This window comes from Burkholderia sp. AU33545, assembly GCF_020419685.1.
GTDB lineage: Bacteria > Pseudomonadota > Gammaproteobacteria > Burkholderiales > Burkholderiaceae > Burkholderia > Burkholderia diffusa.
The window spans coordinates 59,763-84,531 of sequence record NZ_JAIZRQ010000006.1; the positions used below are offsets into that span (position 1 = coordinate 59,763).

The following is a 24,769-nucleotide window of genomic DNA, read 5'->3' on the forward strand; positions in this document are numbered from 1 at the left end:
GCCACGAGCTCGCGCACCGTTTTTTCATTCCGATAGAGGAAAGTCAAAGGAGACGGTTGTGGCCGAAATTCAAGTGGAACGCGCCGACGGCGTGATGACGATCACGATCGCGCGCCCGGCGAAGAAGAACGCGCTGACGGCGGCGATGTACCAGACGATGGCCGATGCGCTCGCCGACGCGCAGGAGGACAAGGCGGTCCGCGTGATCCTGCTGCGCGGCAGCGACGGAAACTTCAGCTCGGGGAACGATCTCGAGGATTTCCTGAAGGCGCCGCCGAAGGACGAAAACGCGTCGGTATTCCAGTTTCTCGCGCGGATCAGCAGCGCGACCAAGCCGATCGTCGCGGCGGTGCCGGGCATCGCCGTTGGCGTCGGCGTGACGATGCTGCTGCACTGCGATCTCGTCTACGCGGCCGACACCGCGGCGTTCTCGCTGCCGTTCGCGCAGCTCGGGCTGTGCCCGGAAGCCGCATCGAGCGTGCTGCTGCCGCGCCTGGCCGGCCATCAGGTCGCCGCTGAAAAGCTGCTGCTCGGCGAAGCCTTCGATGCGCTGGAAGCGCACCGCATCGGCATCGTCAATCGCGTGCTGCCGGCCGCCGAGCTCGACGCATTCGCGGCGAAGCAGGCCGCGAAACTCGCGGCGCTGCCGGCGTCGTCGCTGCGCGTGACGAAGGCGCTGTTGAAGGAGACGGGAGGCGTGGCCGTTGCCGCGCGGATGAGCGAGGAGGCCGGCCATTTCTCCGCGATGCTGCGCGCGCCGGAGGCACGCGAGGCGATGACGGCGTTCTTCGAGAAGCGTAAGCCGGATTTCCGTCAGTTCGACTGACGGCACGGCCCGACGGCATCAGGCCGTGCCGTAATCGACGTGGCCGGTTTCACGGCAGAAGCAGACCAGCCGGAGGCCGGCCGCCTTCGCGATCTCGATCGCGAGCGACGACGGCGCGGAGATCGTCGCGACCATCGGGATTCCGACCCGCGCCGACTTGCGCACGAGCTCGTAGCTCGCGCGGCTCGACAGGAACACGAAGCCGTCGGTCGCGTCGGCGCGCGACAGCACGAGCGAGCCGATCAGCTTGTCGAGCGCGTTGTGGCGTCCGACATCCTCGAACGCCATCCGGATCGCGCCTGTTGCGTCGCACCACGCGGCCGCATGCAGGCCACCGGTGAGTCTCGTGAGCGCCTGGTGCGCCGGCAGCGCGTGGGCCGCGCGAGCGAGCGCGTCGGGCGCGAGGCGCGCGAGAAAGCCGGTATCGGGCACCCGTTCGGGCGCGAGGTCGAGCAGGTCGATGCTCTCGATCCCGCACACGCCGCAGCCGGTGCGCCCCGCGAGTGCGCGGCGGCGGTCCTTCAGCGCGGCGAACGCCTGCTGGACGACCTCCAGATGCACCTCCGCGTGCGGCAGCGCCGCGTCGGCGTGGAGGATCACCTCGATGTCCTTGATGTCGCTGCCGCGTTCGACGATCCCTTCCGAGATCGCGAAGCCGACCGCGAACGCCTCCAGGTCGCGCGGCGTGCACATCATCACCGCGTGCGAGATGCCGTTGAAGACCAGCGCGACCGGCCATTCCTGGCCGACGTAGTCGTGCGCGGTTTCGACGGCGCCGCCGCGCGTGCGGCGCACGGACAGCTCGATTGCGCCGCGCGGTTCTTCTGTTTCAGTCGGATTCACGAGCACTCCCGTTGATTCGAGGCAGGGCGGCGACGATCGTGTCCGCCGGTCGCGCGCAGAGGTTCTAAAATACCTCAGGCAGGCCGGCCGCGCCGGCATCCGCCACTCAGGTAACGACCATGGGACTCAGCGACGCTCCGCTGCTATTCAATTTCGAACACGATTCGTCGGAAAACCTGACGTACATCCCGATGATCGTGCGTTTCAATCTCGACCGTTTCGGTCTGCGGATTTCGCTGGAGCAGTGGCAACTGCTGCCGCTCGAGGACCGCAAGCTGCTCGCGCGCTTCCCGGCCGACGACGACACCGCGATCGAGCCCAATTTCGATCACGCGCTGTTCGAAATGCTGCGCACGCACGCCGACCTCGAACCGTCGTGGTTCCAGCCGGACGAGCAGCCGAGCTGGCGCGCGACCGATTCGGTGCCGGACGCGCTTGTGCAGCAGAGCGCGCTGGCCGGGCTGCCGGCGCCCGCGCTCGCGCAGTGGCAGCGGCTCGCGCCGTTCCAGCGGTACGTGCTGATGAAGCTGTCGCGCAAGCCGAAGCTGAACCACGATTTCCTGCCCGCGATGCGGGAGTTCGGGCTGACGGCCACGCACTGAGGCGGCCGCGGGCCGGTGGAGGGCGCCGTCGCGCGGCACTCGCCCGTCAGAGCGGCGGCAGTTGGCGCGGCTTGCGGTCAGTGCCGGTCGCGACGTAGGTGAGGGTTGCTTCGGTGACCTTCACGATTTCACCCATCAGGCGCATGCGCTGCGCGTACACCTCGACGTCGACCGTGATCGACGTGTTGCCGGTGCGCATGATGGTCGCGTAGAAGCTCAGCAGATCGCCGACGAACACCGGCTGCTTGAACACGAACGAGTTGACCGCGACCGTCGCGACGCGACCGTTCGCGCGCTGGCTCGCGGGGATCGAGCCGGCGATGTCGACCTGCGACATGATCCAGCCGCCGAACACGTCGCCGTGGACGTTCGCGTCGTGCGGTTGCGGGACGACGCGCAGCGCGGGTTGCTTTTGCGGGAGTTCGAGGGTCGAATCGGTCATGGCGGGGGCTTTCATCCTGTAATAAACATGCCGCCGCGCGCAGGCCGGCCGGCGAGGGCGCCGGCAGCGGCGCGAAGCGGCTTCTGCGACAATACAACGTTCGCAAATTGTACGAGAAAGTGACCAAGCCGGCCGCCGATGCACGCGCCCGGCGCCGCCGCCGATCCTTCCCCCCATGCGCCGATTTCCTGCTTCCGGCGAGCCCGCGCCGGCTTCGACCGGGCCCCGCAACGACTGGCAGACCATCCGGTCGTTGCTGCCGTACCTGACCACCTACAAATGGCGCGTCGCGCTCGCGCTCGGCTGCCTGATCGGCGCGAAGGTCGCCAACCTCGGCGTGCCGGTCGTGATGAAGCGCATCGTCGACCACCTCTCCTACGTCCAGCAGATCACCGCGCTCGGCCGCGCCGAACAGTCGGCCGGCATCGTGCTCGCGGGCGGCGTGGGGCTGCTGGTCGTCGCGTATGCGCTCGTGCGGCTGTCGACGTCGCTGTTCACCGAGCTGCGTGAGATCCTGTTCTCGAAGGTCACCGAGAGCGCGGTGCGCCAGCTCGCGCTGCAGGTGTTCCGGCATCTGCACGGGCTGTCGCTGCGCTTCCATCTCGAGCGCCAGACGGGCGGCATGTCGCGCGACATCGAGCGCGGCACGCGCGGCATCCAGCAGCTGATTTCGTATTCGCTGTACAGCATCCTGCCGACGCTCGTCGAGGTCGGGCTCGTGCTCGGGTTCTTCGTGGTCAAGTACGAGGCCTATTACGCCTACGTGACGTTCGCGGCGCTGGTCACCTACATCGTGTTCACGGTGAAGGTCACCAACTGGCGCACGCATTTCCGCCGCACGATGAACGAACTCGATTCGCGCGCCAACTCGCGGGCGATCGATTCGCTGATCAACTACGAGACGGTTAAGTATTTCGGGAACGAGGAGTGGGAAGCGCAGCGCTACGACGAGAACCTGAAGCGCTACCGCAAGGCCGCGATTCGTTCGCAGAATTCGCTGTCGGTGCTGAACTTCGGCCAGCAGGCGATCATCGGCACGGGGCTCGTGTTCATCCTGTGGCGAGCGACGCAGGGCGTGCTCGCCGGCAAGCTGACGCTCGGCGATCTCGTACTGATCAACACGTTCATGCTGCAGCTGTACATTCCGCTGAACTTTCTCGGCGTCGTCTATCGCGAACTGAAGCAGAGCCTCACCGACATGGACCGCATGTTCGGGCTGCTGTCGGCGGCGAAGGAAGTGGCCGACCTGCACGATGCGCGGCCGCTCGCGGTGGCCGGCGCGCAGGTGCGTTTCGAGCACGTAAATTTCGCGTACGAGCCGGCGCGGCAGATCCTGCACGACGTGACGTTTACGATCGACGCGGGCACGACGACCGCGGTGGTCGGCCACAGCGGCTCCGGGAAGTCGACGCTGTCGCGGCTGCTGTTCCGCTTCTACGATCTCGATCGGCAGACGGGCGGAGCGATCCGGATCGACGGCCAGGACATTCGCGACGTCACGCAGGACTCGCTGCGTGCATCGATCGGGATCGTGCCGCAGGACACCGTGCTGTTCAACGACTCGATCTACTACAACATCGCCTATGGCCGGCCGACCGCGACCCGCGACGAAGTGATCGCGGCCGCGCGCGCCGCGCACATCCACGACTTCATCGAGAGCTTGCCGAAGGGCTATGACACGCCGGTCGGCGAGCGTGGGCTCAAGCTGTCGGGCGGCGAGAAGCAGCGCGTCGCGATCGCGCGCACGCTGCTGAAGAATCCGCCGGTGCTGCTGTTCGACGAGGCGACGTCGGCGCTCGATTCGCGCTCGGAGCGTGCGATCCAGCACGAACTCGACCAGATCGCGCGGCACCGCACGACGCTCGTGATTGCGCACCGGCTGTCGACGGTCGTGCATGCGCAGCAGATTCTCGTGATGGACCACGGGCGGATCGTCGAGCGCGGCACGCACGACGAACTCGTGCGCGCGGACGGGCTGTATGCGCAGATGTGGGCGCTGCAGCAGCAGCGCGCGGCGGCGGGCGGGGAAGCGGCCGAGGCCGCGTGAGCGTGGATGCTGCGCCGGGCGGCGCGGGAACGGTCGGTTCGCCGGCCGTTCGGCATCGGGCGGCGTTGTGCCGTCACGGCCCGGCGCTGCGGCGCAGCGTTCGCGGCGTTTGATCCAGGCGCGGCCTGCCGGCGATCGATCGGGCCGTTATCGGCCTTTCGGGCCCTTGGCCGCCGCGCCGGGTGGCCCGACGGTCAGCCGCGAATCAGCTCAGCCTGCGGCGGCGCGCAGCCGCGCATCCAGTTCGCCGAGCTGCGCGGGCGTGCCGACGTTCTCCCAGATACCTTCATACAATTCGCCGCTCGCGCGGCCGGCCTCGATGGTCGCCTTGAAGTACGGCGTCAGCGGCCGGTGCGTGCCGGGCACGATGTCGCGGAACATCCGCGTGTCGTACACGCCGATGCTGCCGAACGTGACACGCGGCGCGCCGGCGAGCGCCAGCCGGCCGTCGTCGCGGAGCACGAAATCGCCGTCCGGATGGAACGGCGGGTTCGGCACCATCACGAGATGCATTGCGGGCGCGTCGAGCTCGGCCATCCTCGCAGCGTGGGCGGCGAGCGTCCGGTAGTCGAATGCGCAGTAAACATCGCCCGCGACCGCCGCGAACACCGTCGGCCGGCCGTCGCGCTCGAGCAGCGGCAGCGCCTGCGCGATGCCGCCGGCGGTTTCCAGCGCGTCGCCTTCGGCCGAATACGCGAGCCGCACGCCCCAGCGCGAGCCGTCGCCGAGCGTTGCCTCGAGCTGTTCGCCGAGCCACGCGTGGTTGATCACGATCGTCTCGATGCCCGCGCGCGCGAGCGCCTCGATCTGCCAGACGATCAGCGGCTTGCCGCCGACTTCGAGCAGCGGCTTCGGGCGGGTGTCGGTCAGCGGGCGCATCCGTTCGCCGCGTCCGGCGGCGAAGATCATCGCCGTGGTCAGGGTAGTGCTCATGTTCGGCTGAATGTGAGGGCGGTCAGAACGTATAGCCGACGTCGGCCGCGCCCTTGCCCTCGAGCTCGTCGAGCAGCTTCGCGAACGGCACGAGCGGGCGGTAGCGCAGCGCGACCTTGCGCGCATACGCGAGGAAGCGCGGCAGGTCGTTCAGGTAATGCGGCTTGCCGTCGCGGTAGTTGATCCGTGCGAACAGGCCGAGGATCTTGATGTGGCGCTGCAGCCCCATCCACTCGAGCTGGCGGTAGAACTCGCCGAAGTCCGGATCGACCGGCAGGCCGGCCTTCTTCGCCTTTTCCCAGTAATACGCGAAGCAGTCGAGCTCGAACTCCTCGTCCCAGCTGATGAACGCGTCGCGCAGCAGCGACACGACGTCGTACGTCAGCGGCCCGTACACGGCGTCCTGGAAGTCGAGCACGCCGGGGTTCGGCTCGCAGACCATCAGGTTGCGTGGCATGAAATCGCGCAGCATGAAGCCCTGCGGCTGCGCATGGGCGCTCGCGACCAGCAGCGCGAAGGTGCGGTCGAGCGTGCCGCGCATCGCGTCGGTGACGGGCTTGCCGAGGTGCCGGCCGACGAACCATTCGGGCAGCAGCTCCATCTCGCGGCGCAGGAATGCCTCGTCGAACGGCGGCAGCACGTCGGGCTTCGAGCTCAGCTGGAAGCGGATCAGTGCGTCGAGCGCGTCGCGCATCAGCGGGCGCGCCGCGACCGGGTCGGCCGGATCGAGCACCGAGATGTACGACGTGCGGCCGAGGTCGGTCACGAGCATGAAGCCCGCGTCGAAATCGTGGGCCAGCACGTCCGGCACGTGGTCGCCGGCCGCGGCGAGCAACCGCGCGACCTGAACGAATTCGCGACACTTCTCGGGCGGCGGCGCGTCGACCGCGACCAGCGAGCCGCCGGGGCTCGTCGCCGACGCGACGCGGAAATAGCGGCGGAAACTGGCGTCCGACGACGCGGGTGCGAGGGTCGACAGGTCGAGGGCGAAGCGCTCGGCGAGCGGGCGCAGCCACGCGGTCAGGGCGTCGAGACGGGCGTCGGGCTGGGATGCGGCGGATGGGGGTGTCATGAAACTCGGCGGAGGGGGGAACGTCTTGCCATATAATACCCCACGACTTTTTTGACGCGCCCCGCGTCAGCTTCCGCCGTGCAGGCCCGCCGCCTGTCGCGCCGTCCGCCCGCTCGCCTCCCCGGTTTGCGCTCAGCCGCAGTCGCGGTGCGACGGCGCGGCCCGCCGTGCGCGAATGTGCCGTGCAGGTGCGGTTGACAAGGGGCGATTCGCCAAACGATAGATGCCGCCCAAACCGCTATTCCCGAATGTCTTCCCCGGTGACGGGGCGCCGCGCAAAAGGCGGCTCGCGCTCGCGCTCCTGGCCGTGCCCGGCCTCGTGCCGGCCGTGTCGTACGCGCAGCTGTCGGGTGCGGCCGCGCAGCCGCAGCCGCTCGACTCGCCGTGGGACCTGCGTCTCGCCCCGCAGCTCGAGGATCATCCGCTGAAGGACGGCGCGAAGCCGGCCACCTTCGTGATTGCCGACCATACGAGCGGCACGGCCGATCAGGACCTCGCCGCGAAGGGTTCGGCCGAGCTGCGCCGCGGCGACGCGGTCGTGAAGGCCGACGCGATCCACTACGATCAGGATACCGACATGGCCGATGCGTACGGCCAGGTCAAGGTGATCAACGGCGGCACGTCGTTCGCGGGCCCCGAGGCGCATCTGAAGGTCGAGGCGAACCAGGGCTTCATGACGGCGCCGAAGTACCACTTCAACGTGACGGGCGGGTCCGGCAGCGCGGAGCGCGTCGACCTGCTCGACAGCGAGCGCTCGGTGTTCGTCAACGGCACCTACACCGCGTGCCAGTGCTCGACGAACCCCGCGTGGTACATCAAGGGCAGCCGTTTCGACTTCGACACGGGTGCCGACGAAGGCACCGCGCGCAACGGCGTGCTGTTCTTCCAGGGCGTGCCGATCTTCGCGAGCCCGTGGATGACGTTCCCGCTGTCGGGCGAGCGGCGCAGCGGCCTCTTGCCGCCGACGTTCTCGATGAACTCGAACAACGGGTTCGAGCTGACGCTGCCGTACTACTTCAACATCGCGCCGAACCGCGACCTGACGCTCACGCCGCGCATCATCTCGCGGCGCGGCGTGCAGACCGAAGCGACGTTCCGCTACCTGTCGCCGACGTATTCGGGCACGTTTACGGCCAATTACCTGCCGGATGACCGGCTCGCTCACCGCGACCGCTACGCGATCTACTGGCAGCACCAGCAGAACTTCGGCGGCGGTTTCGGCGGCTACGTCTACTTCAACAAGGTCTCGGACAACACGTATCCCGAAGACCTTGGGTCGATGAACCAGTTCATCAACGGGACGCAGACGCTGTACCAGCAGGAAGCCGGGCTCACGTACAACAACGGCCCGTGGTCGGTGCTCGCGCGCTACCAGCACTGGCAGACGCTGCCGCCGTCGATCGCGCCGTACAGCCGCGAACCGCAGTTGAACGTGAAGTACACGAAGTACAACGTCGGCGGCTTCGACTTCGGCGCGGAAGCCGACTATTCGCGGTTCCGCATCACGACCGCCGATGCGACCGAAGGCGACCGGATCGTCTTCAACCCGTACATCGCGTACGGCGTGTACGGCCCCGGCTACTTCGTCGTGCCGAAGGTCCAGTATCACTTCGCGTCGTACGACCTGAACCACCTGTCGTCGAGCACGCCGAACAACCCGAAGCGCTTCACCGAGTCGATCCCGACCGTGAGCTTCGACACGGGCCTGATCTTCGACCGCTCGGTGCGCCTGTTCGGCCAGGACTTCATCCAGACCCTCGAGCCGCGCCTGTACTACGTGTACACGCCGTATCGCGACCAGTCGAACGCGCCGCTGTTCGACACGGCGGAATCGGACTTCGGCCTCGCGGAGATCTACCAGCCGAACACGTTCGTCGGCAACGACCGGATCGCGGACGCGAACCGGATCACGGCCGGCCTGACGTCGCGCTTCATCGATCCGCGCACCGGTGACGAACGCGCGCGCTTCGTGGTCGCGCAGCAGTACTATTTCGCCGACCAGCGCGTCACGCTGAACTCCGGCCAGAGCGCCGTGCTGGCGCGCCACTCGGACTTGATCGTCGGTGCCGCGCTGAAACTCGGCTCCGGCTTCATGTCGGAGACGGCGTTCCAGTACAACCAGAACAACAACCAGCTCGTGAAGTCGAGCGTCGGTTTCGGTTTCAGCCCGGGCGAGCGCCGCGTGATCAACGTCGGCTACCGCTATACGCGTGCGAACACGACGCTCGACAACCAGCCGATCAACCAGTTCCTGGTGTCCGCGCAATGGCCGCTCACGCGACGCCTGTATGCGATCGGCCGCTTCAACTACGACCTGGCCGCCGACCGGATCGTCGACGGTCTGCTCGGCTTACAATACGACGCGGATTGCTGGGCGCTCGGGGTCGGTGTCCAGCGGTACGCAAACGGCGTGAACACATCGGGGCAGCAGAATTCGTCGACGCGAGTCATGATGCAGCTGACGTTGAAGGGGCTCTCGAGCGTCGACAACGGTCTCGTGGCCGCATTCCGCGCCGGGGTGCCGGGCTACACGCCGCTGCCGTCCACGCCGCCGCCGATGTCCCGCTTCAGCAACTACGAGTAACGCCGGCTTGTCTGCACCGGTCAGCACGATTTCAATGGAGTATCAGTGGCAATGAAGAAAACCCTTCGTTTCGCGGCAGTCGTGTCCAGCCTCGCCGCGTCCGCCGCGCTGCTCGCCGCCGCGCCGGCCGCGGCGCAGGCGCTCGGTTCGCAAGGTGCGCAGCTCGCCGACGAAGTCGTCGCGGTCGTCAACAACGACGTGATCACGGGCCGCGAACTCGACCAGCGCGTCGGCCTGATCTCGCGCCGGCTGCAGCAGCAGAACGCGCCCGTTCCGCCGGCCGACCAGCTGCGCGCGCAGGTGCTGAACCAGATGGTGCTCGAACGCATCCAGGTGCAGAAGGCCAAGGACGACGGGATCCGCATCGACGACGCGACCGTGCAGTCCACGTTGCAGCGCCTTGCGCAGGCGAACGGGATGACGCTCGAGCAGTACCGCGCGCGGATCGTGGCGCAAGGCGTGCCCTGGAGCGTGTTCACGAGCGATGCCCGCACCGAGCTGATGCTGTCGAAGCTGCGCGAGCGCGAGGTCGACGGCAAGATCACCGTGTCGGACGCCGAGGTCGCGAACTACATCGCGAGCCAGCGCGGGCCGAACGCATCGCAGCAGCAGGACCTGCGCTTCCAGCACATCTTCATCAAGGCACCGACCAACGCGCCGCAGGCCGACATCGAAGTTGCACAGAAGAAGGCTGAGGCGCTGCTGCAGCAGGCCACGTCGGGCGCCGATTTCGAGAAGCTCGCGAAGAACAATTCGGAAGCGAATGACGCGAAGAAGGGCGGCGACCTCGGCTTCAAGGCGCCGGGCGCGCTGCCGGCCGACGTCGTCGAAGCCGCATCGAAGCTGCGCCCGGGCCAGGTCAACCCGACGCTGATCCGCGTGCCGGACGGCTTCGAGATCGTGCGTCTCGTCGACCGCCGCCAGAGCCAGGGCGCGACCGCCGCGGCACCGAAGATCGTCCAGACGCACGTGCGCCACATCCTGTTGCGTGTCGGCGAAGGCAAGTCGGAAGGCCAGGCGCGCCAGCAGCTGCAGGACATCCGCCGCCAGGTCGAGGCGGGCGGCGATTTCGCGAAGTTCGCACGCACTTACTCGCAGGACGGTTCGGCGTCGCAGGGCGGCGATCTCGGCTGGATCAGCCCGGGTGAGACCGTGCCGGAATTCGAGCGCGCGATGAACAATCTGCAGGACGGCCAGATCAGCCAGCCGATTCGTACCGAATACGGCTACCACCTGATCCAGGTGATGGAGCGCCGCGAGGCGGAAGGCTCGGTGCAGCAGCAGATGGATATCGCGCGCCAGGCGATCGGCCAGCGCAAGGCCGAGCAGGCGTACGCCGACTGGCTGCGCGAACTGCGCGATTCGTCGTACGTGCAGTACAAGATCGGCGGCGTCGGACCGGCGAACTGAGCGAGCTTCACATGACGGCATCCGCGCTGCAGATCGCGATCACGACCGGCGAACCCGCGGGTGTCGGCCCGGAGCTGACCGTGCAGGCGTTGCAGGATGCCGCGCGGCGCTGGCCGGGCGCGCATTTCACCGTGCTCGGCGATGCCGCGCTGCTCGACGCGCGCGCGGCGGCGGTCAATGCCGACCGTGCGCTGCTCGCCGGCGGCGGTCCGGTGTCGGTCGAGCATCATCCGCTCGCCGTGCCCGCGCAGGCCGGCAAGCTCGATGCGGCCAACGGCCGCTACGTGCTCGCGCTGCTCGATGCCGCGATCGACGGCGCGATGGCGGGCCGGTTCGACGCGATCGTCACCGCGCCGCTGCAGAAGAGCACGATCAACGATGCCGGCGTGCCGTTCACCGGCCATACCGAATACCTTGCGGAACGCACGCACACGCCACGCGTCGTGATGATGCTGGCGGGCACGGGCGAGCGGCCGCTGCGCGTCGCGCTCGCGACCACGCACCTGCCGCTGAAGGACGTGTCGGCCGCGCTGACGATCGACGGGCTCGTCGAGACGTTGGCGATCGTCGATCGCGACCTGCGGCGCGACTTCGGCCTCGCGGCGCCGCGCATCCTTGTGACGGGGCTGAACCCGCACGCGGGCGAGAACGGCTATCTCGGGCGCGAGGAGATCGACGTGATCTCGCCGGCGCTGGCGCGCGCGCAAGCGCGGGGCATCGACGCGCGCGGCCCGTATCCGGCCGACACGCTGTTCCAGCCGCGCCATCTCGAGGATGCCGATTGCGTGCTCGCGATGTTCCACGATCAGGGCTTGCCCGTGCTGAAGTATGCAACCTTCGGCGAGGGCATCAACGTCACGCTCGGGCTGCCGATCATCCGCACGTCAGTCGATCACGGCACCGCGCTGGATCTGGCCGGCACGGGCCGCGCGGATCCGGGCAGCATGGTCGCCGCGCTCGACACGGCCGTCACGATGGCGCGCCATCGCCGCGCGGCCTGACGCGCACGGCCCCAGGCCTCACTTCATTCGTCGTATTTTTCGTTTTTCTCAGTCGATGTCGAACAGCAGACAGCACCAAGGCCACTTCGCGCGCAAGCGCTTCGGGCAGAACTTCCTCGTCGATCACGGCGTGATCGACTCGATCGTCGCGACGATCGGTCCCGCGCGCGGCCAGCGAATGGTCGAGATCGGCCCCGGCCTCGGTGCGCTGACCGAGCCCCTGATCGCGCGTCTCGCGACGCCCGAGTCGCCGCTGCATGCGGTCGAGCTCGACCGCGACCTGATCGGTCGTCTGCAGCAGCGCTTCGGTGCGCTGCTGGAGCTGCACGCGGGCGATGCGCTCGCGTTCGACTTCGGCTCGCTCGCGGCACCCGGCGACAAGCCGTCGCTGCGGATCGTCGGCAACCTGCCGTACAACATTTCCAGCCCGCTGCTGTTTCACCTGATGACGTTCGCCGGTGTGGTCATCGACCAGCATTTCATGCTGCAGAACGAGGTCGTCGAACGGATGGTCGCGGAGCCGGGCACGAAGGCGTTCTCGCGGCTGTCGGTGATGCTGCAGTACCGCTACGTGATGGAGAAGATGCTCGACGTGCCGCCGGAGTCGTTCCAGCCGCCGCCGAAGGTTGATTCGGCGATCGTCCGGATGATTCCGTACGAGCCGCACGAACTGCCGGACGTCGATCCGGTGCTGCTCGGCGAAGTGGTTACGGCTGCGTTCTCGCAGCGTCGGAAGATGCTGCGCAACACGCTCGGCGACTACCGCGAGACGATCGATTTCGACGGGCTCGGCTTCGATCTCGCGCGACGCGCGGAGGATGTGAGCGTGGCCGAATATGTCGGCGTCGCGCAGGCGCTTGCGAAGGTGCGCAAGGCCGCGGAGTAGCAGGATCACGCGGGCAACGCGCGTGGTGCCCGCCGGCTCGAGATTCATGAGGCTGCCCTGACGGGCAGCCTTTTTGTTTTTCCGTGCCGCTCTCGTCGAGGCCGGACCGCGGCCGGGCGGCGTTACGCGCGCCCGCGCGGCGGCGCGTTGACGAGCGCGATCCCGGTCAGCACCAGCGCGGCCGCGGACATGAAGCGCCAGCCGACCGACTCGCCGAGCAGCAGCACGCCGAACGCGACGCCGAACAATGGCGACAGGAACGTGAACACCGACAGCCGCGACGCGCTGTAGCGCGTCAGCAGCCAGAACCACGACAGATAGCTGACGAACGCAACGATCACCGACTGATACGCGAGGCTTGCGAGCGCGATCGGCGTGACCTGAGCGAACGACGTCTGGCCGAGCAGCGCGGCGAGCGCGATCAGCACGACGGCCGACACTGTGAGCTGGTAGAACAGCGTCTTGCTCGCGCTGGTCCGCGCGAGCGACGTCGAGCGCACGACGACCGTCGTGGCGGCCCACATCGCGCCGCCGAGGATGCCGAGCGCGTCACCGGCCAGCCCCGCCAGCACCGATGCGCCGGGCGCGCGCGGCTTGAGGAAGCCGTCCGCGAACGCGAGCGCGATGCCGGCGAATGCGAGGCCGACGCCGGCCCACTGGACGCGCTGCAGCCGCTCGCCCGGCGCGAACAGGTGCAGGCCGAGCGCCGTGAAGCACGGTGCCGTGTAAAGGAAGATCGCCATGTGCGACGCGCTCGTCAGCGTCAGCCCCAGAAAAACGCAGACGAACTCGCCGGCGAACAGCGCACCGGCCGCGATGCCCGCGCCGAGCGTGCCGTCCGCGCGGAACAGCGGCGTGCCGCGCGAGCGGGCCCAGCCCCACAGCAGGAGCGCGGCGATCACCGAGCGCAGCCCGGCCTGGAACATCGGCGGGATCGCAGCGTTCGTGCTCTTGATCGCGACCTGCTGGAAGCCCCAGATCGCGCACAGCAGCAGCATCACGCCGATGGCGCGCGTGTCGAGCGCGCGGCGCGCTTGCGTGCCGGCGAGCGCGGTCATCGGCGGACCTCGCCGATGCGGCGGGAAGGGGGCACGGGCATGTGCACGGGCATGGGCAGCGGCGGACGGATGTCGCGTCCGGCGCGCTGGATTCGGCGGTTTTGCACGGCAGGCTGTGTGGCTGAATGAGGGGGTGGTCGCGTTCAAGCGGCGGACGGCATGCCCGCTTTTGGTGCGAGGTGAGAGGATGTTACCCGATCGGTGGACTTGCCGGGGGCCGTCGGATCCGGTGATCACTGCCGCCGCACGGGCATCGGACTCGCCGTCCGGAAGCCCGGTATCGGCCGAGGGTGGACGGGGTCGCCGGCGGCGGGATTCACCCGACTCCGGTAGAATTTCCGCTTCTGGAAAGTCCCCACAGGAGTACAACACATGCGTTTGCTGCATACGATGCTGCGAGTCGGCGATCTCGACCGCTCGATCAAGTTCTACACCGAATTGCTCGGCATGAAGCTGCTGCGTCGCGAGGATTATCCGGAAGGCAAGTTCACGCTCGCGTTCGTCGGCTATGAAGCCGAAAGCACGGGCACCGTGATCGAGCTGACCCATAACTGGGATACGCCGTCCTACGATCTCGGCAACGGCTTCGGCCACCTGGCGGTGGAAGTCGACGATGCGTACGCGGCCTGCGACAAGATCAAGGCGCAAGGCGGCAAGGTGACTCGCGAAGCGGGCCCGATGAAGCACGGCACGACCGTGATCGCATTCGTCGAGGATCCGGACGGCTACAAGATCGAGTTCATCCAGAAGAAGGCGCACTGAGCGCGGGATGAGCGGCGCGCGACGCACGATGGGCGTGGCGGGCAAGGAAAACGGGCGATGCGGAGGGATCCGCATCGCCCGTTCGTATTTTCGGTGCGGCCGATCGCGTTACAGCGACGGCAGCAGCTCGGGCGGGTGATGCTTGAGCGTGTGCCGCGCTTCGCGGAATTCCGGGAAGATCGATTCGACGGTGTGCCAGAAGGCCGGGCTGTGGTTCATTTCGCGCAGGTGCGACAGCTCGTGCGCGACGACGTAGTCGATGATCGACATTGGGAAGTGGATCAGCCGCCAGTTCAGCCGGATCTTGCCGTCGCTCGAGCAACTGCCCCAGCGCGTCGCGGCCGACGACAGCGCGTACATCGAATACGTGACGCCGAGCTTTTCCGCATAGACGACGAGGCGTTCGCCGAAGATTCGCTTCGCTTCGCCCTGCAGCCAGCCCTGCACGCGATCCTTGATCTGCTGCATGTCGGCTTGTGCGGGCAGCGGCAGCGACAGCCGCTGCGCATCGGCATCGAATGCGGCCGCACCGGCGCCGAGCGCGATCGTGATCGTCTTGCCGAGATACGGGAGTTGCGCGCCGTCGCGCCAGTCGATCTGCGGCAGCGCGCGCTGCTCGGTGCGGGTTTTCCACTCCGCGAGCTTCGCGAAGATCCAGCGCTGCTTCTCGGCGATGGCGGCTTCGATGTCGGCGAGCGTGACCCAGCGCGGCGCGGTGATCGACAGCCCGCTGCCGTCGATCGTGAAGCCGATCGTGCGACGCGCGGAGCGCTTCAGCCGATATTCGAGCACACGGCTGTCGAGTGCGAACGTGCGGACGCGGGAGCGATCGGGCGCGGGGCCCGGATCGAGCGGCGCCGTGGGCACCGCGGGAGCCGCAGCCGCTTCAGGCGACGAGGGTGGTGCGGCGGGCGCCGACGGTGCCGGCGATGCCGTCGGCCCGTCGAAGAGCGGCAGGTCCATCTGGCGATGATCGAGGGCCACGACGGCAGGCCGTGGCCGCGGACGCTTTTTCATCAGTTCGCTTCGTTTCGTCGTTCGCAACGGCTGCAATCCGGGTGATTCAGACGCGCGCGGCATCGCGCGCGCCGGCACTGCCCGACTGGCGATAGGCTTCGGGATCGATGCGGCGCATTTCCGCTTCGATCCATGCTTCCACCTGCGAGTTCAATACGTCGGGCGTCTTGCCGTCGACGGGAATCGGCTTGCCGATCGACACGGTGACGACGCCCGGGAATTTCGTGAACGAATTGCGCGGCCACACGCGACCTGCATTGTGCGCGATCGGCACGACCGGCGTGCCGGTTTCGATCGCGAAGCGCGCGCCGCCCGTCTTGTACTTGCCCTGCTTGCCGACCGGCGTGCGCGTGCCTTCCGGAAACATGATCATCCAGGCGCCTTCCGACAGGCGCTTCTTGCCCTGGCGGATCACCGACGTGAACGCGTTCTTGCCTTCCTTGCGGTTGATGTTGACCATGTGCAGCAGCCCGAGCGCCCAGCCGAAGAACGGCACGTACAGCAGTTCGCGCTTGAACACATAGCAGAGCGGCTTCGGCATCAGCGCCGGAAACGCGAGCGTCTCCCACGCGGACTGGTGCTTCGACAGCAGCACGGCCGGGCCGTCCGGCAGGTTTTCCATCCCTTCGATCCGGTAGCGGATGCCGTTCAGCCAGCGCACGACCCACAGCGTCGATTTGCACCAGCCGGCCGCCATCCAGTAGCGTGCGTCGGGACGCATGAACGGGAACGCGATGAAGCACGCGGTGGCGTAAGGCACCGTGTACACGATGAAGTAGATCAGCAGCAGCAGGGAGCGGACGAAGCGCATCGGCGTGGGTCTGACAGTAGGGAGGATGCGCGCGGCGGCCGCATCACTCGTGTTCGTGTGAAAGGAAGTCGAGCGCGAATGCGCGCAGGTCGTCGTGGACCTTCGTGCCGTCCGGCAGATTCCCCGCGGCGAGCGTCTTCTTGCCCTTGCCGGTCAGCACGAGGTGCGGCTTGAAGCCGACTGCGACGCCGGCCTGCAGGTCGCGCAGGGAATCGCCGACGGCCGGCGTGTGACCGGGGTCGACCTCGAAGCGCTCCGCGATCATCTGCATCATGCCGGGCTTTGGTTTGCGGCAGTCGCAGTGGTCTTCCGACACGTGCGGGCAGAAGAACACCGCGTCGATGCGCGCGCCGACGGCGGCCGCCGCGCGATGCATCTTCAGGTGCATCGCGTTGAGCGCGGCCATGTCGAACAGCCCGCGGCCGATGCCGGACTGGTTGGTCGCGACGACCACGCGATAGCCTGCGTGGTTGAGTCGTGCGATCGCCTCGAGGCTGCCGGGCAGCGCGATCCACTCGTCGGGCGTCTTGATGAACGCGTCCGAATCGACGTTGATCACGCCGTCCCGGTCGAGGACGACGAGCTTGCGGTTGGGGCTGGTCGGCATCGTTCGGCCCTTATGCGGCGAGCTTCGAGATGTCGGCGACGCAGTTCATCTGCTGATGCAGCGCGGACAGCAGCGCGAGACGGTTCGCGCGCAGCGCGGGATCCTCGGCGTTGACCATCACGTCGTTGAAGAACGTGTCGACCGGCGCGCGCAGTGCCGCGAGCGCCGACAGCGCGCCCGTGTACTCACGCGCCTCGAGCTGCGACTGCACGCGCGGCGTCACGGCCGCGAGCTGTTCGTGCAGCGCCTTTTCGGCGGCCTCGACGAGCAGCGTCGGCTGCACCGCACCGTTCGCGCCGCCTTCCGACTTCTTCAGGATGTTCGAGATCCGCTTGTTCGCGGCCGCGAGCGCTTCGGCTTCCGCGAGGCGCGTGAATTCACGCACCGCGTCGAGGCGCGCGACGAGATCGTCGACGCGCGTCGGGTTCAGGCTCAGCACCGCGTCGACTTCGCCTGCCGAGTAGCCGCGTTCGCGCAGCAGGCCGCGCAGGCGGTCCATGAAGAACGCGAAGATCGCATCGGTCGATTCGGCGACGCCCGGCACGCCTTCGAAGCGTGCGTGCGCCGTGCGCAGCAGCGAGACGAGATCGAGCGGCAGTTGCTTCTCGACCAGCAGGCGCAGCACGCCGAGCGCGTGACGGCGCAGCGCGAACGGATCCTTCTCGCCGGTCGGCGCGAGGCCGATGCCCCAGATGCCGACGATCGTCTCGAGCTTGTCGGCCAGCGCGACGGCGGTGGACACCGGCGTGGTCGGCAGCGCGTCGCCGGAGAAGCGCGGCTGGTAGTGCTCGGCGCAGGCGAGCGCGACGTCGTCGGCTTCGCCGTCGTGGCGCGCGTAGTACGTGCCCATCGTGCCCTGCAGTTCCGGGAACTCGCCGACCATGTCGGTCAGCAGGTCGGCCTTCGCGAGGCGCGCGGCGCGCTTCGCGTGCGTGGCGTCGGCACCGATCGCGGGCGCGATCTCGCCGGCCAGCACTTCGAGGCGCTCGACGCGCGCGAGCGCCGAACCGAGCTTGTTGTGATAGACGACGTTCGCGAGCAGCGGCACGCGCTCGGCGAGCGGCTTCTTCTTGTCCTGCTCGAAGAAGAATTTCGCGTCGGCGAGGCGCGGGCGCACGACGCGCTCGTTGCCTTCGACGATCTCGCCCGGCGTGTTCGTCTCGATGTTCGACACGATCAGGAAGCGCGAGCGCAGCTTGCCGGCGATGTCGGTCAGCGCGAAATACTTCTGGTTCGTCTGCATCGTGAGGATCAGGCATTCCTGCGGAACCTGCAGGAATTCGTCCTCGAAGCGGCACGGGTAGACGACCGGCCATTCGACCAGCGACGTCACTTCGTCGAGCAGCGATTCGGGCATCACGACGGTGTCGCCGTTCGCGTGCTCGTTCAGCTGCGTGCGGATCGTTTCGCGGCGATCGGCGAAGTGCGCGATCACGCGGCCCTTGTCGCGCAGCGTGTCGGCGTAGGCGCGCGCATGCTGGATCGCGACGAGGCCGTCGGACAGGAAGCGGTGGCCGAGCGTGGTGTCGCCGGCGTCGACGCCGAACGCGGTGACGGGCACGATGCGATCGTCGTGCAGCACCGTCAGGCGATGCACCGGGCGCACGAACTTCACGTCGGAGCCGTCCGGGCGCTGATAGGTCATGACCTTCGGGATCGGCAGCTTCTCGAGCGTTTCGTCGAGCGCGGCCTGCAGCCCGTCGGCGAGCGTCGCGCCGGCGGCCGAGTAGTTGACGAAGAACGCTTCGGCCTTGCCGTCCTGCGCGCGCTCGAGATCGGCGATCGACAGGTTCGGATGGCCGAGCGCCGCGAGCTTCTTCGCGAGCGGGGCGGTCGGCTTGCCTTCGGCGTCCAGCGCGACCGACACGGGCAGGACCTTTTCGCGGACCTGCTTTTCAGGCGCGACGGCGCGCACGTTCTGCACGACGACCGCGAGGCGGCGCGGCGTGGCGTAGCGTTCGAATACGAGTTCGCCTTCGACGAGGTCGCGCGCCGCGAGGCGTTGCGCGAGACCTTCGGCGAATGCGTCGCCGAGGCGCGCGAGGGCCTTCGGCGGCAGCTCTTCGGTCAGCAATTCGACGAGCAGGGGGGCGGGATGATTGTGCGTCATGTCTGGAATAAATCTCGTCTCGTCAGTCCTGATCGATCTTGCGTTCGACCTTGAGCGGCGGCGCCCATGCCGGCTGGGCGGCGTCCTGGGCGTCGGTGGTGAGGCCCGGCACGCCCGGCGGGTTGCCGAGCATCGGGAAGCCGAGCTTCTCGCGCGAGTCGTAGTAAGCCTGCGCGACGAGACGCGACAGCGCGCGGATGCGGCCGATGTACGCCGCGCGCTCGGTGACCGAGATCGCGCCGCGCGCATCGAGCAGGTTGAACGTGTGGCCGGCCTTCAGCACGAGTTCGTACGCGGGCAGCGCGAGCTGCGCGTCGATCATCTTCTTCGCTTCCGCTTCGTAGCTGTTGAAGAACGTGAACAGCAGGTCGACGTTCGCGTGCTCGAAGTTGTAGGTCGACTGCTCGACCTCGTTCTGGTGGTAGACGTCGCCGTACGACAGGCGGCGCAGCTCGGGGCCGTTCGGGCCGTGCTCTTCCCACTCGGTCCACACGAGGTCGTACACGTTCTCGACCTTCTGCAGGTACATCGCGAGGCGCTCGAGGCCGTAGGTGATCTCGCCGAGCACCGGCTTGCAGTCGAGGCCGCCGACCTGCTGGAAATACGTGAACTGCGTGACTTCCATCCCGTTCAGCCACACTTCCCAGCCGAGGCCCCACGCGCCGAGCGTCGGGTTCTCCCAGTCGTCCTCGACGAAGCGCACGTCGTTCTGCTGCAGGTCGAAGCCGAGCGCTTCCAGCGAGCCGAGGTACAGGTCGAGGATGTTTTCCGGTGCCGGCTTGAGCACGACCTGGTACTGGTAGTAATGCTGCAGGCGGTTCGGGTTCTCGCCATAGCGGCCGTCCTTCGGGCGGCGCGACGGCTGCACGTAAGCGGCGCGCCACGGCTCGGGGCCGACCGCGCGCAGGAACGTGTGAACGTGCGACGTGCCCGCGCCGACTTCCATGTCGATGGGCTGGAGCAGGGCGCAACCCTGCTTGTCCCAGTAGGACTGCAGCGTCAGGATGATTTGCTGAAACGTAAGCATGAAGAGCCTTCGTGGCGCTGGCGCTCCGTTGCGGGCGGCGCTCCGGGCGGGGCCCGGAGGGTCGGCTCGCGCGGCGGCGCGGCTTGTTAGTGTGCTGAAACGTGCAATTTTACCGGATCGGCGGGCGGATGCGGCTGGAACGCGGACGAAGGTGCCGCCGGCGGTGTTCCGGCGAGCCGTGCGCAGCCTGTGCGCGGCTCGCCCGTATGCGCGGTGCGCGCGCGTGCGGCGTCGCGATGCGCTTGTTGCATCGCCTGCCGCGCCGCTTTGCGCGGGCGTTAAGATGCGCGTATCGCGGTGCGCGCGACGCCTGCCGCGCAACCGATTTTCCACTCCGGACCGCATGGACGATTCGAACGATTTCCTCATTCCACTGATGCCGCCACTGCTCGCGCTGCTCGGGCAGGCCGCCGACGCGCAAGCGCGCGGCGAGCACGACGCATACGCACGCTGGCTCGCCGCCGCCGGCCATCTGCACGCAGTCGACATGGCAGCGCTCTCGCAGCTCACCGTGACGCTCGTGGCGCGGCAGCGCACGGCCGACGCGCTCGCGCTGGCCGAGTGCGCGGCGCGCATTCATCCGGACGCCGGTGGCCATTTCAATCATGGCTACGCCCTGCAGATGCTCGGTCGTCACGCGGATGCCGTCGCGCCGTACCGCGCCGCCTATGCGCTCGATCCACGCTGGCCGTCGCTGCGCAACAACCTGGCGATCGCGCTGCGGCTGTCGGGCGGCGACCGCCGCGAGGAAATCGCGCTGCTCGACGCGGCCGTGGAAGCCGACCCGCACGACGTGCAGGCGTGGATCAACCTGATCGTCGCGCGGCTTGCGACGCTCGACCTCGACGGCGCGCTCGCCTGTGCGGCACGGCTTGCGGAGATCGCGCCGGACAATGCGCTCGCGTCGAACAACATCGCGATGGCGATGAAGGAGGCGCAGCGCTGGGACGACGCCGAGCGCTACGCGGCGCGCGCGTGCGAGCTGGCGCCCGACGACGCGTCGTTCCGTTTCAACCTCGCGATCATCCAGCTCGTGCGCGGCAATTACGCGGCGGGCTGGCGCGGCCACGAAGCACGCTGGGACGGCGCCGGCGAGCTGCGCGGCCAGCGGCCGGTGCTGCCCGGCCCGCGCTGGCAGGGCGAGCCGCTCGCGGGCAAGACGCTGCTCGTCTGGGGCGAGCAGGGGCTCGGCGACGTGCTGCAGTTCGCGCGCTTCGTCGCGCCGCTCGCCGAGCGCGTGCACCGCGAGGGCGGCCGGCTCGCGTGGAACACGTTTCCGCAGGTGGGCACGCTGATGCGGCGCAGTCTCGGCGCACACGCGGACGCGTTCAGCGCGGGCGGCGGCGTCGACGCGCTGCCTGCCTTCGACTATGAAGTGCCGCTCATCGGCCTGCCGCTGATGCTCGGGATGGAGACGTCGACGCTCGGCGCATCGGTGCCGTACCTGCATGCCGATCCGCACGCGCGCGACGCATGGCGGGCGCGGCTCGCGGGCGACGGCCGGCTGAAGGTCGGGCTCGTGTGGACGGGCAGCGCGGGGCACCAGCGCAATCCGTTCCGGCGCGTCGGGCTCGAGCGCTATGCCGATGTGTTTCGCGGCATCGGCGGCGTCGCGTTCCACTCGCTGCAGCCGGGTGCGGAAGCGGATGTCGCCGCGGCGCGCGCAGCCGGTTTCGCGATCGAGGACTTTACCGCCGAACTGAAGAGTTTCGACGATACGGCCGCCTTCATCGGCGCGCTGGATCTGGTGATCACGGTGTGCACGTCGGTCGCGCACCTGTCGGGCGCGCTCGGCGCGCGCACCTGGGTGTTGCTCGACGTGAATCCGCACTGGCCGTGGCTGCTCGAGCGCACCGACAGCCCGTGGTATCCGACCGCGACGCTGTACCGGCAGCCGACGTTCGGCGCATGGGCGCCGGTGATGGAGACACTCGGGCGGGATCTCCGCGCCCTGGCCGCGGACGCGAAGCGCAGGGGCTGAGCGGCCGCCGCACCGCGTGCGACGGCCGCCCGATGCGTCAGGCGTTCCGGTCGTCGCCGGCCTTCGCGCCGTTGCGGCGGCGCAGGCCCGGCCCGAACGTGAAGCCGAACGCGAGCAGGACCAGCGACACAGCGAGCACGATGTTGTTGCCGCTCGTCACGTAAGGCGTGAAGCCGCTCGTGCCTTCGATGCGCACGTCGAGCGAGCCGATCGTGAACGGCTTGAGCTGGCCGAGCACGCGGCCGTGCGCGTCGATCGCGGCCGTCATCCCCGTGTTGGTCGAGCGCAGCATCGGCCGGCCCGTTTCGAGCGCGCGCATCCGCGCGATCTGCAGATGCTGGTCGAGCGCGATCGTGTCGCCGAACCACGCGAGGTTCGTCACGTTGACGAGCACACCGGGCGGCTGCGGGTTGTCGCGGATCGTCGCGGCGATTTCCTCGCCGAACAAGTCCTCGTAGCAGATGTCGGCCATCACCGGCTGGTTGTGCACGAGGAACGGCTTCTGCACCGGTGCGCCGCGCGCGAAGTCGCCGAGCGGCATCTTCATCAGGTCGACGAACCACCGGAAGCCCCACGGGATGAATTCGCCGAAGGGCACGAGATGGTGCTTGTCGTAGTGATAGATGTCGCGCGAATGCGGCGTCACGCCGTACAGGCTGTTCGTGTAATCGACGTAATGACCGTCCGGCGTCACCGACGCGCCGACCGCGCCGAACAGCACGGCCGAGCCCGTCGTGTCGCTGAACTTGCGGATCGCGACGGCGAACGGTTCGGGCAGCTCCTGGATCATCACCGCGATCGCGGTCTCCGGCGTGACGATCAGGTCGGCGGGCTTCTCGACGATCATCTGCGTGTACATCTTGATCGCCGCGTCGATGCCTTCCTGCTCGAACTTGATGTCCTGCTTCACGTTGCCCTGCAGCAGCCGCACCGTGAGCGGCGCGTTCGCGGGCACGGTCCACGTGGCCTGCGACAGCCCGAGGCCGGCCGCGACGAGCGCGACGGCGATGCCGGCCGGCGCGACGACGCGCACGCGCGCGTTGCCGGCGCCGCCGGATTCCGATTCGAATTCGGGCGACCGGCGGCCGGCGACGAGCGCCTGCACGACCAGCGCGGCGAACAGCGCGAGCACCCAGGCGACCCCGTACACGCCGACGACCGGCGCGAAGCCCGCGAACGGGCCGTCGACCTGCGGATAGCCGCTCGCGAGCCACGGAAAGCCGGTAAATACGGTGCCGCGTAGCCATTCGCCGAGCGCCCATGCGCTCGCGAAGGCGAACGCGCCGTGCCAGCTCGGCGAGAACGGCCGCGGATCGGGTGCGCGGCGATGCCACGCATGGCCCGCGCAGAACGACCAGAGCCCCGCCGAGAACGCCGGGTACAGCGACAGGTAGAGCGAGAACAGCACCAGCGCGCCGCCCGCGAGCGGCGCGGCCATCTCGCCGTACACGTGCATGCTGATGTACAGCCACCAGATGCCGCTGATGAAGTTGCCGAAGCCGAACGCGCCGCCGGTGAGCGCGGCGCCGCGCCAGCTCGACGTGCGCGTCAGCTGCGCGAAAAACCAGACGAATACGGCGAGCTGCAGCCAGCCGCCGTGCGGGGTCGGTGCGAAGCTGAGCGTATTGGCCGCGCCTGCGAGCAGTGCGGCCGGATAGTGCCAGCGCGGCAGCGTGCGGCCGGGAGCCGGCGCGCAAAGGCCGCCAGCCGGGCGAGACGGGATCGGATCGTCCATGTGAAGCGAAAGAGGGCGAGCGGTTGAAGGAGACGCGGCCGGCGCGAGACGGTCAGTCCTCGTGCGAGGTTTCGGCGCGGCGGCTCGCGAGCGGGTTGCGGCGCACCAGCAGCACGTGGACCTGGCGCGCATCGCCGCGCTGGATCTCGAACACGAGGTTGCCGAGTTGCAGCTTCTCGCCGCGGTGCGGCACGCGGCCGAAGTGATGGGTGATCAGCCCGCCGATCGTGTCGACCTCGTCGTCGGGGAAGTCGGTGCCGAACGTCTCGTTGAACTGGTGGATCTCGGTGAGCGCGCGCACGCGGTAGCGGCCGTCCGGCCCAGAGATGATGTTGCCGGCTTCCTCGTCGAAGTCGTATTCGTCCTCGATGTCGCCGACGATCTGTTCGAGCACGTCCTCGATCGTGATGAGGCCAGCGACGCCGCCGTATTCGTCGACGACGATCGCGAGGTGGTTGCGGTTCACGCGGAAGTCGTGCAGCAGCACGTTCAGGCGCTTCGATTCGGGAATGAACACGGCGGGGCGCAGCATCCCGCGCACGTCGAATTCATCTTCGGCATAGAAGCGCAGCAGGTCCTTCGCGAGCAGCACGCCGATCACGTTGTCGCGGTTCTCCTCGAACACGGGGTAGCGCGAGTGCGCCTTCTCGAGGACGAACGGGATGAAGTCTTCGGGCTTGTCGGCGATGTTGATCGCGTCCATCTGCGCGCGCGGCACCATGATGTCGCGGGCGCACAGGTCGGACACCTGGAACACGCCTTCGATCATCGACAGCGAATCGGCGTCGATCAGGTTGCGTTCGTGGGCGTCCTGGAGAATTTCCAGCAACTCGGTCCGGGATTCCGGCTCGGGCGAGATGAAGTCGGTCAGGCGCTCGAGCAGCGAGCGCTTTTCTTGCGGTTTGTCGGTGAGCTTACGACTGGGATACGAATCGTTCATGGTGGTGCGCCCGGGTCATGCCGGAGCGCGCGGTCACGGAGTAGGCAAGGATACACCAAGGACATGGCGCGGCCG

General features: G+C 68.2%; 21 protein-coding genes. 9 read left to right on the forward strand and 12 right to left on the reverse strand.

Features of this window, described 5'->3' with window-relative positions; translation table 11 throughout:
* Window positions 1-58: 58 nt before the first annotated feature.
* Window positions 59-826 carry an enoyl-CoA hydratase gene (locus LGM71_RS20435; RefSeq protein ID WP_059684354.1) on the forward strand — a complete coding sequence of 256 codons (768 nt, stop codon included), beginning with the start codon at window positions 59-61 and terminating at the stop codon, window positions 824-826.
* An 18-nt stretch (window positions 827-844) separates the two neighbouring features.
* On the opposite strand, the gene fdhD is transcribed toward LGM71_RS20435, so the two are convergent.
* Window positions 845-1,675, reverse strand: a complete 831-nt coding sequence (gene fdhD / locus LGM71_RS20440) for a formate dehydrogenase accessory sulfurtransferase FdhD (RefSeq protein WP_226116175.1) — start codon at window positions 1,673-1,675, stop codon at window positions 845-847.
* Between the two features lie 113 nt (window positions 1,676-1,788).
* On the opposite strand from fdhD, the gene LGM71_RS20445 reads away from it, so the two are divergent.
* Window positions 1,789-2,271 (forward strand): nitrate reductase associated protein, encoded by a 483-nt coding sequence (locus tag LGM71_RS20445; RefSeq protein WP_059528173.1) that lies wholly within the window; start codon window positions 1,789-1,791, stop codon window positions 2,269-2,271.
* A gap of 46 nt (window positions 2,272-2,317) precedes the next feature.
* On the opposite strand, the gene LGM71_RS20450 is transcribed toward LGM71_RS20445, so the two are convergent.
* The gene (locus LGM71_RS20450) at window positions 2,318-2,713 is read right to left on the reverse strand and encodes an acyl-CoA thioesterase (protein ID WP_059607646.1); all 396 of its coding nucleotides are present in this window, start codon (window positions 2,711-2,713) and stop codon (window positions 2,318-2,320) included.
* A 175-nt stretch (window positions 2,714-2,888) separates the two neighbouring features.
* On the opposite strand from LGM71_RS20450, the gene LGM71_RS20455 reads away from it, so the two are divergent.
* Window positions 2,889-4,760 carry an ABCB family ABC transporter ATP-binding protein/permease gene (locus tag LGM71_RS20455; RefSeq protein WP_226116177.1) on the forward strand — a complete coding sequence of 624 codons (1,872 nt, stop codon included), beginning with the start codon at window positions 2,889-2,891 and terminating at the stop codon, window positions 4,758-4,760.
* A gap of 210 nt (window positions 4,761-4,970) precedes the next feature.
* On the opposite strand, the gene murU is transcribed toward LGM71_RS20455, so the two are convergent.
* Window positions 4,971-5,693 (reverse strand): N-acetylmuramate alpha-1-phosphate uridylyltransferase MurU, encoded by a 723-nt coding sequence (gene murU / locus LGM71_RS20460; protein ID WP_151048850.1) that lies wholly within the window; start codon window positions 5,691-5,693, stop codon window positions 4,971-4,973.
* A 22-nt stretch (window positions 5,694-5,715) separates the two neighbouring features.
* Complete coding sequence (locus tag LGM71_RS20465) at window positions 5,716-6,765, reverse strand: aminoglycoside phosphotransferase family protein (RefSeq protein ID WP_226116179.1); 1,050 nt, start codon at window positions 6,763-6,765, stop codon at window positions 5,716-5,718.
* A gap of 223 nt (window positions 6,766-6,988) precedes the next feature.
* Between LGM71_RS20465 and LGM71_RS20470 the strand changes: the two genes are divergently transcribed.
* Genes LGM71_RS20470 through rsmA form a run of 4 tightly spaced genes read left to right on the forward strand, consistent with a single transcriptional unit; the run spans window position 6,989 to window position 12,646 of the window.
* On the forward strand, window positions 6,989-9,349 hold the full coding sequence (locus LGM71_RS20470) for an LPS-assembly protein LptD (protein WP_226116182.1): 2,361 nt from the start codon (window positions 6,989-6,991) through the stop codon (window positions 9,347-9,349).
* A 51-nt stretch (window positions 9,350-9,400) separates the two neighbouring features.
* Window positions 9,401-10,759 (forward strand): peptidylprolyl isomerase, encoded by a 1,359-nt coding sequence (locus LGM71_RS20475; protein WP_124621311.1) that lies wholly within the window; start codon window positions 9,401-9,403, stop codon window positions 10,757-10,759.
* Between the two features lie 11 nt (window positions 10,760-10,770).
* Window positions 10,771-11,760, forward strand: coding sequence for a 4-hydroxythreonine-4-phosphate dehydrogenase PdxA (pdxA, locus tag LGM71_RS20480; protein WP_059607634.1), 990 nt, complete (start codon window positions 10,771-10,773; stop codon window positions 11,758-11,760).
* Between the two features lie 55 nt (window positions 11,761-11,815).
* On the forward strand, window positions 11,816-12,646 hold the full coding sequence (gene rsmA, locus LGM71_RS20485) for a 16S rRNA (adenine(1518)-N(6)/adenine(1519)-N(6))-dimethyltransferase RsmA (RefSeq protein WP_059607632.1): 831 nt from the start codon (window positions 11,816-11,818) through the stop codon (window positions 12,644-12,646).
* Between the two features lie 122 nt (window positions 12,647-12,768).
* Here rsmA and LGM71_RS20490 read toward each other — a convergent pair whose 3' ends face one another.
* Entirely contained in the window at window positions 12,769-13,704 is a 936-nt protein-coding gene (locus LGM71_RS20490; protein WP_226116183.1) for a DMT family transporter, read from the reverse strand.
* Between the two features lie 372 nt (window positions 13,705-14,076).
* Here LGM71_RS20490 and gloA point away from each other — a divergent pair, with 372 nt between their 5' ends.
* Window positions 14,077-14,466, forward strand: a complete 390-nt coding sequence (gene gloA, locus LGM71_RS20495) for a lactoylglutathione lyase (protein ID WP_011657880.1) — start codon at window positions 14,077-14,079, stop codon at window positions 14,464-14,466.
* Between the two features lie 108 nt (window positions 14,467-14,574).
* Here gloA and LGM71_RS20500 read toward each other — a convergent pair whose 3' ends face one another.
* The 5 genes from LGM71_RS20500 to glyQ are packed head-to-tail and all read right to left on the reverse strand — an operon-like array spanning window position 14,575 to window position 20,038.
* Entirely contained in the window at window positions 14,575-15,483 is a 909-nt protein-coding gene (locus LGM71_RS20500; protein ID WP_174906160.1) for a M48 family metallopeptidase, read from the reverse strand.
* A gap of 46 nt (window positions 15,484-15,529) precedes the next feature.
* Window positions 15,530-16,294, reverse strand: coding sequence for a lysophospholipid acyltransferase family protein (locus LGM71_RS20505; RefSeq protein ID WP_124621319.1), 765 nt, complete (start codon window positions 16,292-16,294; stop codon window positions 15,530-15,532).
* 43 nt (window positions 16,295-16,337) lie between these two features.
* Window positions 16,338-16,901: a D-glycero-beta-D-manno-heptose 1,7-bisphosphate 7-phosphatase gene (gmhB, locus tag LGM71_RS20510; protein ID WP_059528142.1), complete on the reverse strand. Its 564-nt coding sequence runs from the start codon at window positions 16,899-16,901 to the stop codon at window positions 16,338-16,340.
* Window positions 16,902-16,911: 10 nt separating this feature from the next.
* Window positions 16,912-19,011 carry a glycine--tRNA ligase subunit beta gene (gene glyS / locus LGM71_RS20515; RefSeq protein WP_124621323.1) on the reverse strand — a complete coding sequence of 700 codons (2,100 nt, stop codon included), beginning with the start codon at window positions 19,009-19,011 and terminating at the stop codon, window positions 16,912-16,914.
* Between the two features lie 22 nt (window positions 19,012-19,033).
* Entirely contained in the window at window positions 19,034-20,038 is a 1,005-nt protein-coding gene (gene glyQ, locus LGM71_RS20520) for a glycine--tRNA ligase subunit alpha (protein ID WP_082729061.1), read from the reverse strand.
* Window positions 20,039-20,381: 343 nt separating this feature from the next.
* On the opposite strand from glyQ, the gene LGM71_RS20525 reads away from it, so the two are divergent.
* Entirely contained in the window at window positions 20,382-22,019 is a 1,638-nt protein-coding gene (locus tag LGM71_RS20525) for a hypothetical protein (protein ID WP_226116185.1), read from the forward strand.
* Window positions 22,020-22,056: 37 nt separating this feature from the next.
* Here the strand turns inward: LGM71_RS20525 and lnt are convergent, their stop codons facing one another.
* Together lnt and LGM71_RS20535 are read right to left on the reverse strand one after the other, a co-directional pair.
* Window positions 22,057-23,754, reverse strand: coding sequence for an apolipoprotein N-acyltransferase (gene lnt, locus LGM71_RS20530; RefSeq protein WP_226116187.1), 1,698 nt, complete (start codon window positions 23,752-23,754; stop codon window positions 22,057-22,059).
* Between the two features lie 52 nt (window positions 23,755-23,806).
* Window positions 23,807-24,694, reverse strand: a complete 888-nt coding sequence (locus LGM71_RS20535; protein ID WP_124621329.1) for an HlyC/CorC family transporter — start codon at window positions 24,692-24,694, stop codon at window positions 23,807-23,809.
* Between the last annotated feature and the right edge of the window lie 75 nt (window positions 24,695-24,769).

Excerpts from the sequence above, each read along its gene's own strand:
- LGM71_RS20455 (WP_226116177.1), top strand. The coding sequence starts at position 2,889 with ATGCGCCGATTTCCTGCTTCCGGCGAGCCCGCGCCGGCTTCGACCGGG.
- murU (WP_151048850.1), bottom strand. The coding sequence starts at position 5,693 with ATGAGCACTACCCTGACCACGGCGATGATCTTCGCCGCCGGACGCGGC.
- LGM71_RS20450 (WP_059607646.1), bottom strand. The coding sequence starts at position 2,713 with ATGACCGATTCGACCCTCGAACTCCCGCAAAAGCAACCCGCGCTGCGC.
- LGM71_RS20500 (WP_174906160.1), bottom strand. The coding sequence starts at position 15,483 with ATGAAAAAGCGTCCGCGGCCACGGCCTGCCGTCGTGGCCCTCGATCAT.
- rsmA (WP_059607632.1), top strand. The coding sequence starts at position 11,816 with ATGTCGAACAGCAGACAGCACCAAGGCCACTTCGCGCGCAAGCGCTTC.
- LGM71_RS20470 (WP_226116182.1), top strand. The coding sequence starts at position 6,989 with ATGCCGCCCAAACCGCTATTCCCGAATGTCTTCCCCGGTGACGGGGCG.
- LGM71_RS20505 (WP_124621319.1), bottom strand. The coding sequence starts at position 16,294 with ATGCGCTTCGTCCGCTCCCTGCTGCTGCTGATCTACTTCATCGTGTAC.
- LGM71_RS20490 (WP_226116183.1), bottom strand. The coding sequence starts at position 13,704 with ATGACCGCGCTCGCCGGCACGCAAGCGCGCCGCGCGCTCGACACGCGC.
- glyS (WP_124621323.1), bottom strand. The coding sequence starts at position 19,011 with ATGACGCACAATCATCCCGCCCCCCTGCTCGTCGAATTGCTGACCGAA.
- lnt (WP_226116187.1), bottom strand. The coding sequence starts at position 23,754 with ATGGACGATCCGATCCCGTCTCGCCCGGCTGGCGGCCTTTGCGCGCCG.
- LGM71_RS20445 (WP_059528173.1), top strand. The coding sequence starts at position 1,789 with ATGGGACTCAGCGACGCTCCGCTGCTATTCAATTTCGAACACGATTCG.
- LGM71_RS20475 (WP_124621311.1), top strand. The coding sequence starts at position 9,401 with ATGAAGAAAACCCTTCGTTTCGCGGCAGTCGTGTCCAGCCTCGCCGCG.
- pdxA (WP_059607634.1), top strand. The coding sequence starts at position 10,771 with ATGACGGCATCCGCGCTGCAGATCGCGATCACGACCGGCGAACCCGCG.
- LGM71_RS20465 (WP_226116179.1), bottom strand. The coding sequence starts at position 6,765 with ATGACACCCCCATCCGCCGCATCCCAGCCCGACGCCCGTCTCGACGCC.
- gloA (WP_011657880.1), top strand. The coding sequence starts at position 14,077 with ATGCGTTTGCTGCATACGATGCTGCGAGTCGGCGATCTCGACCGCTCG.
- LGM71_RS20525 (WP_226116185.1), top strand. The coding sequence starts at position 20,382 with ATGGACGATTCGAACGATTTCCTCATTCCACTGATGCCGCCACTGCTC.
- LGM71_RS20535 (WP_124621329.1), bottom strand. The coding sequence starts at position 24,694 with ATGAACGATTCGTATCCCAGTCGTAAGCTCACCGACAAACCGCAAGAA.
- gmhB (WP_059528142.1), bottom strand. The coding sequence starts at position 16,901 with ATGCCGACCAGCCCCAACCGCAAGCTCGTCGTCCTCGACCGGGACGGC.
- glyQ (WP_082729061.1), bottom strand. The coding sequence starts at position 20,038 with ATGCTTACGTTTCAGCAAATCATCCTGACGCTGCAGTCCTACTGGGAC.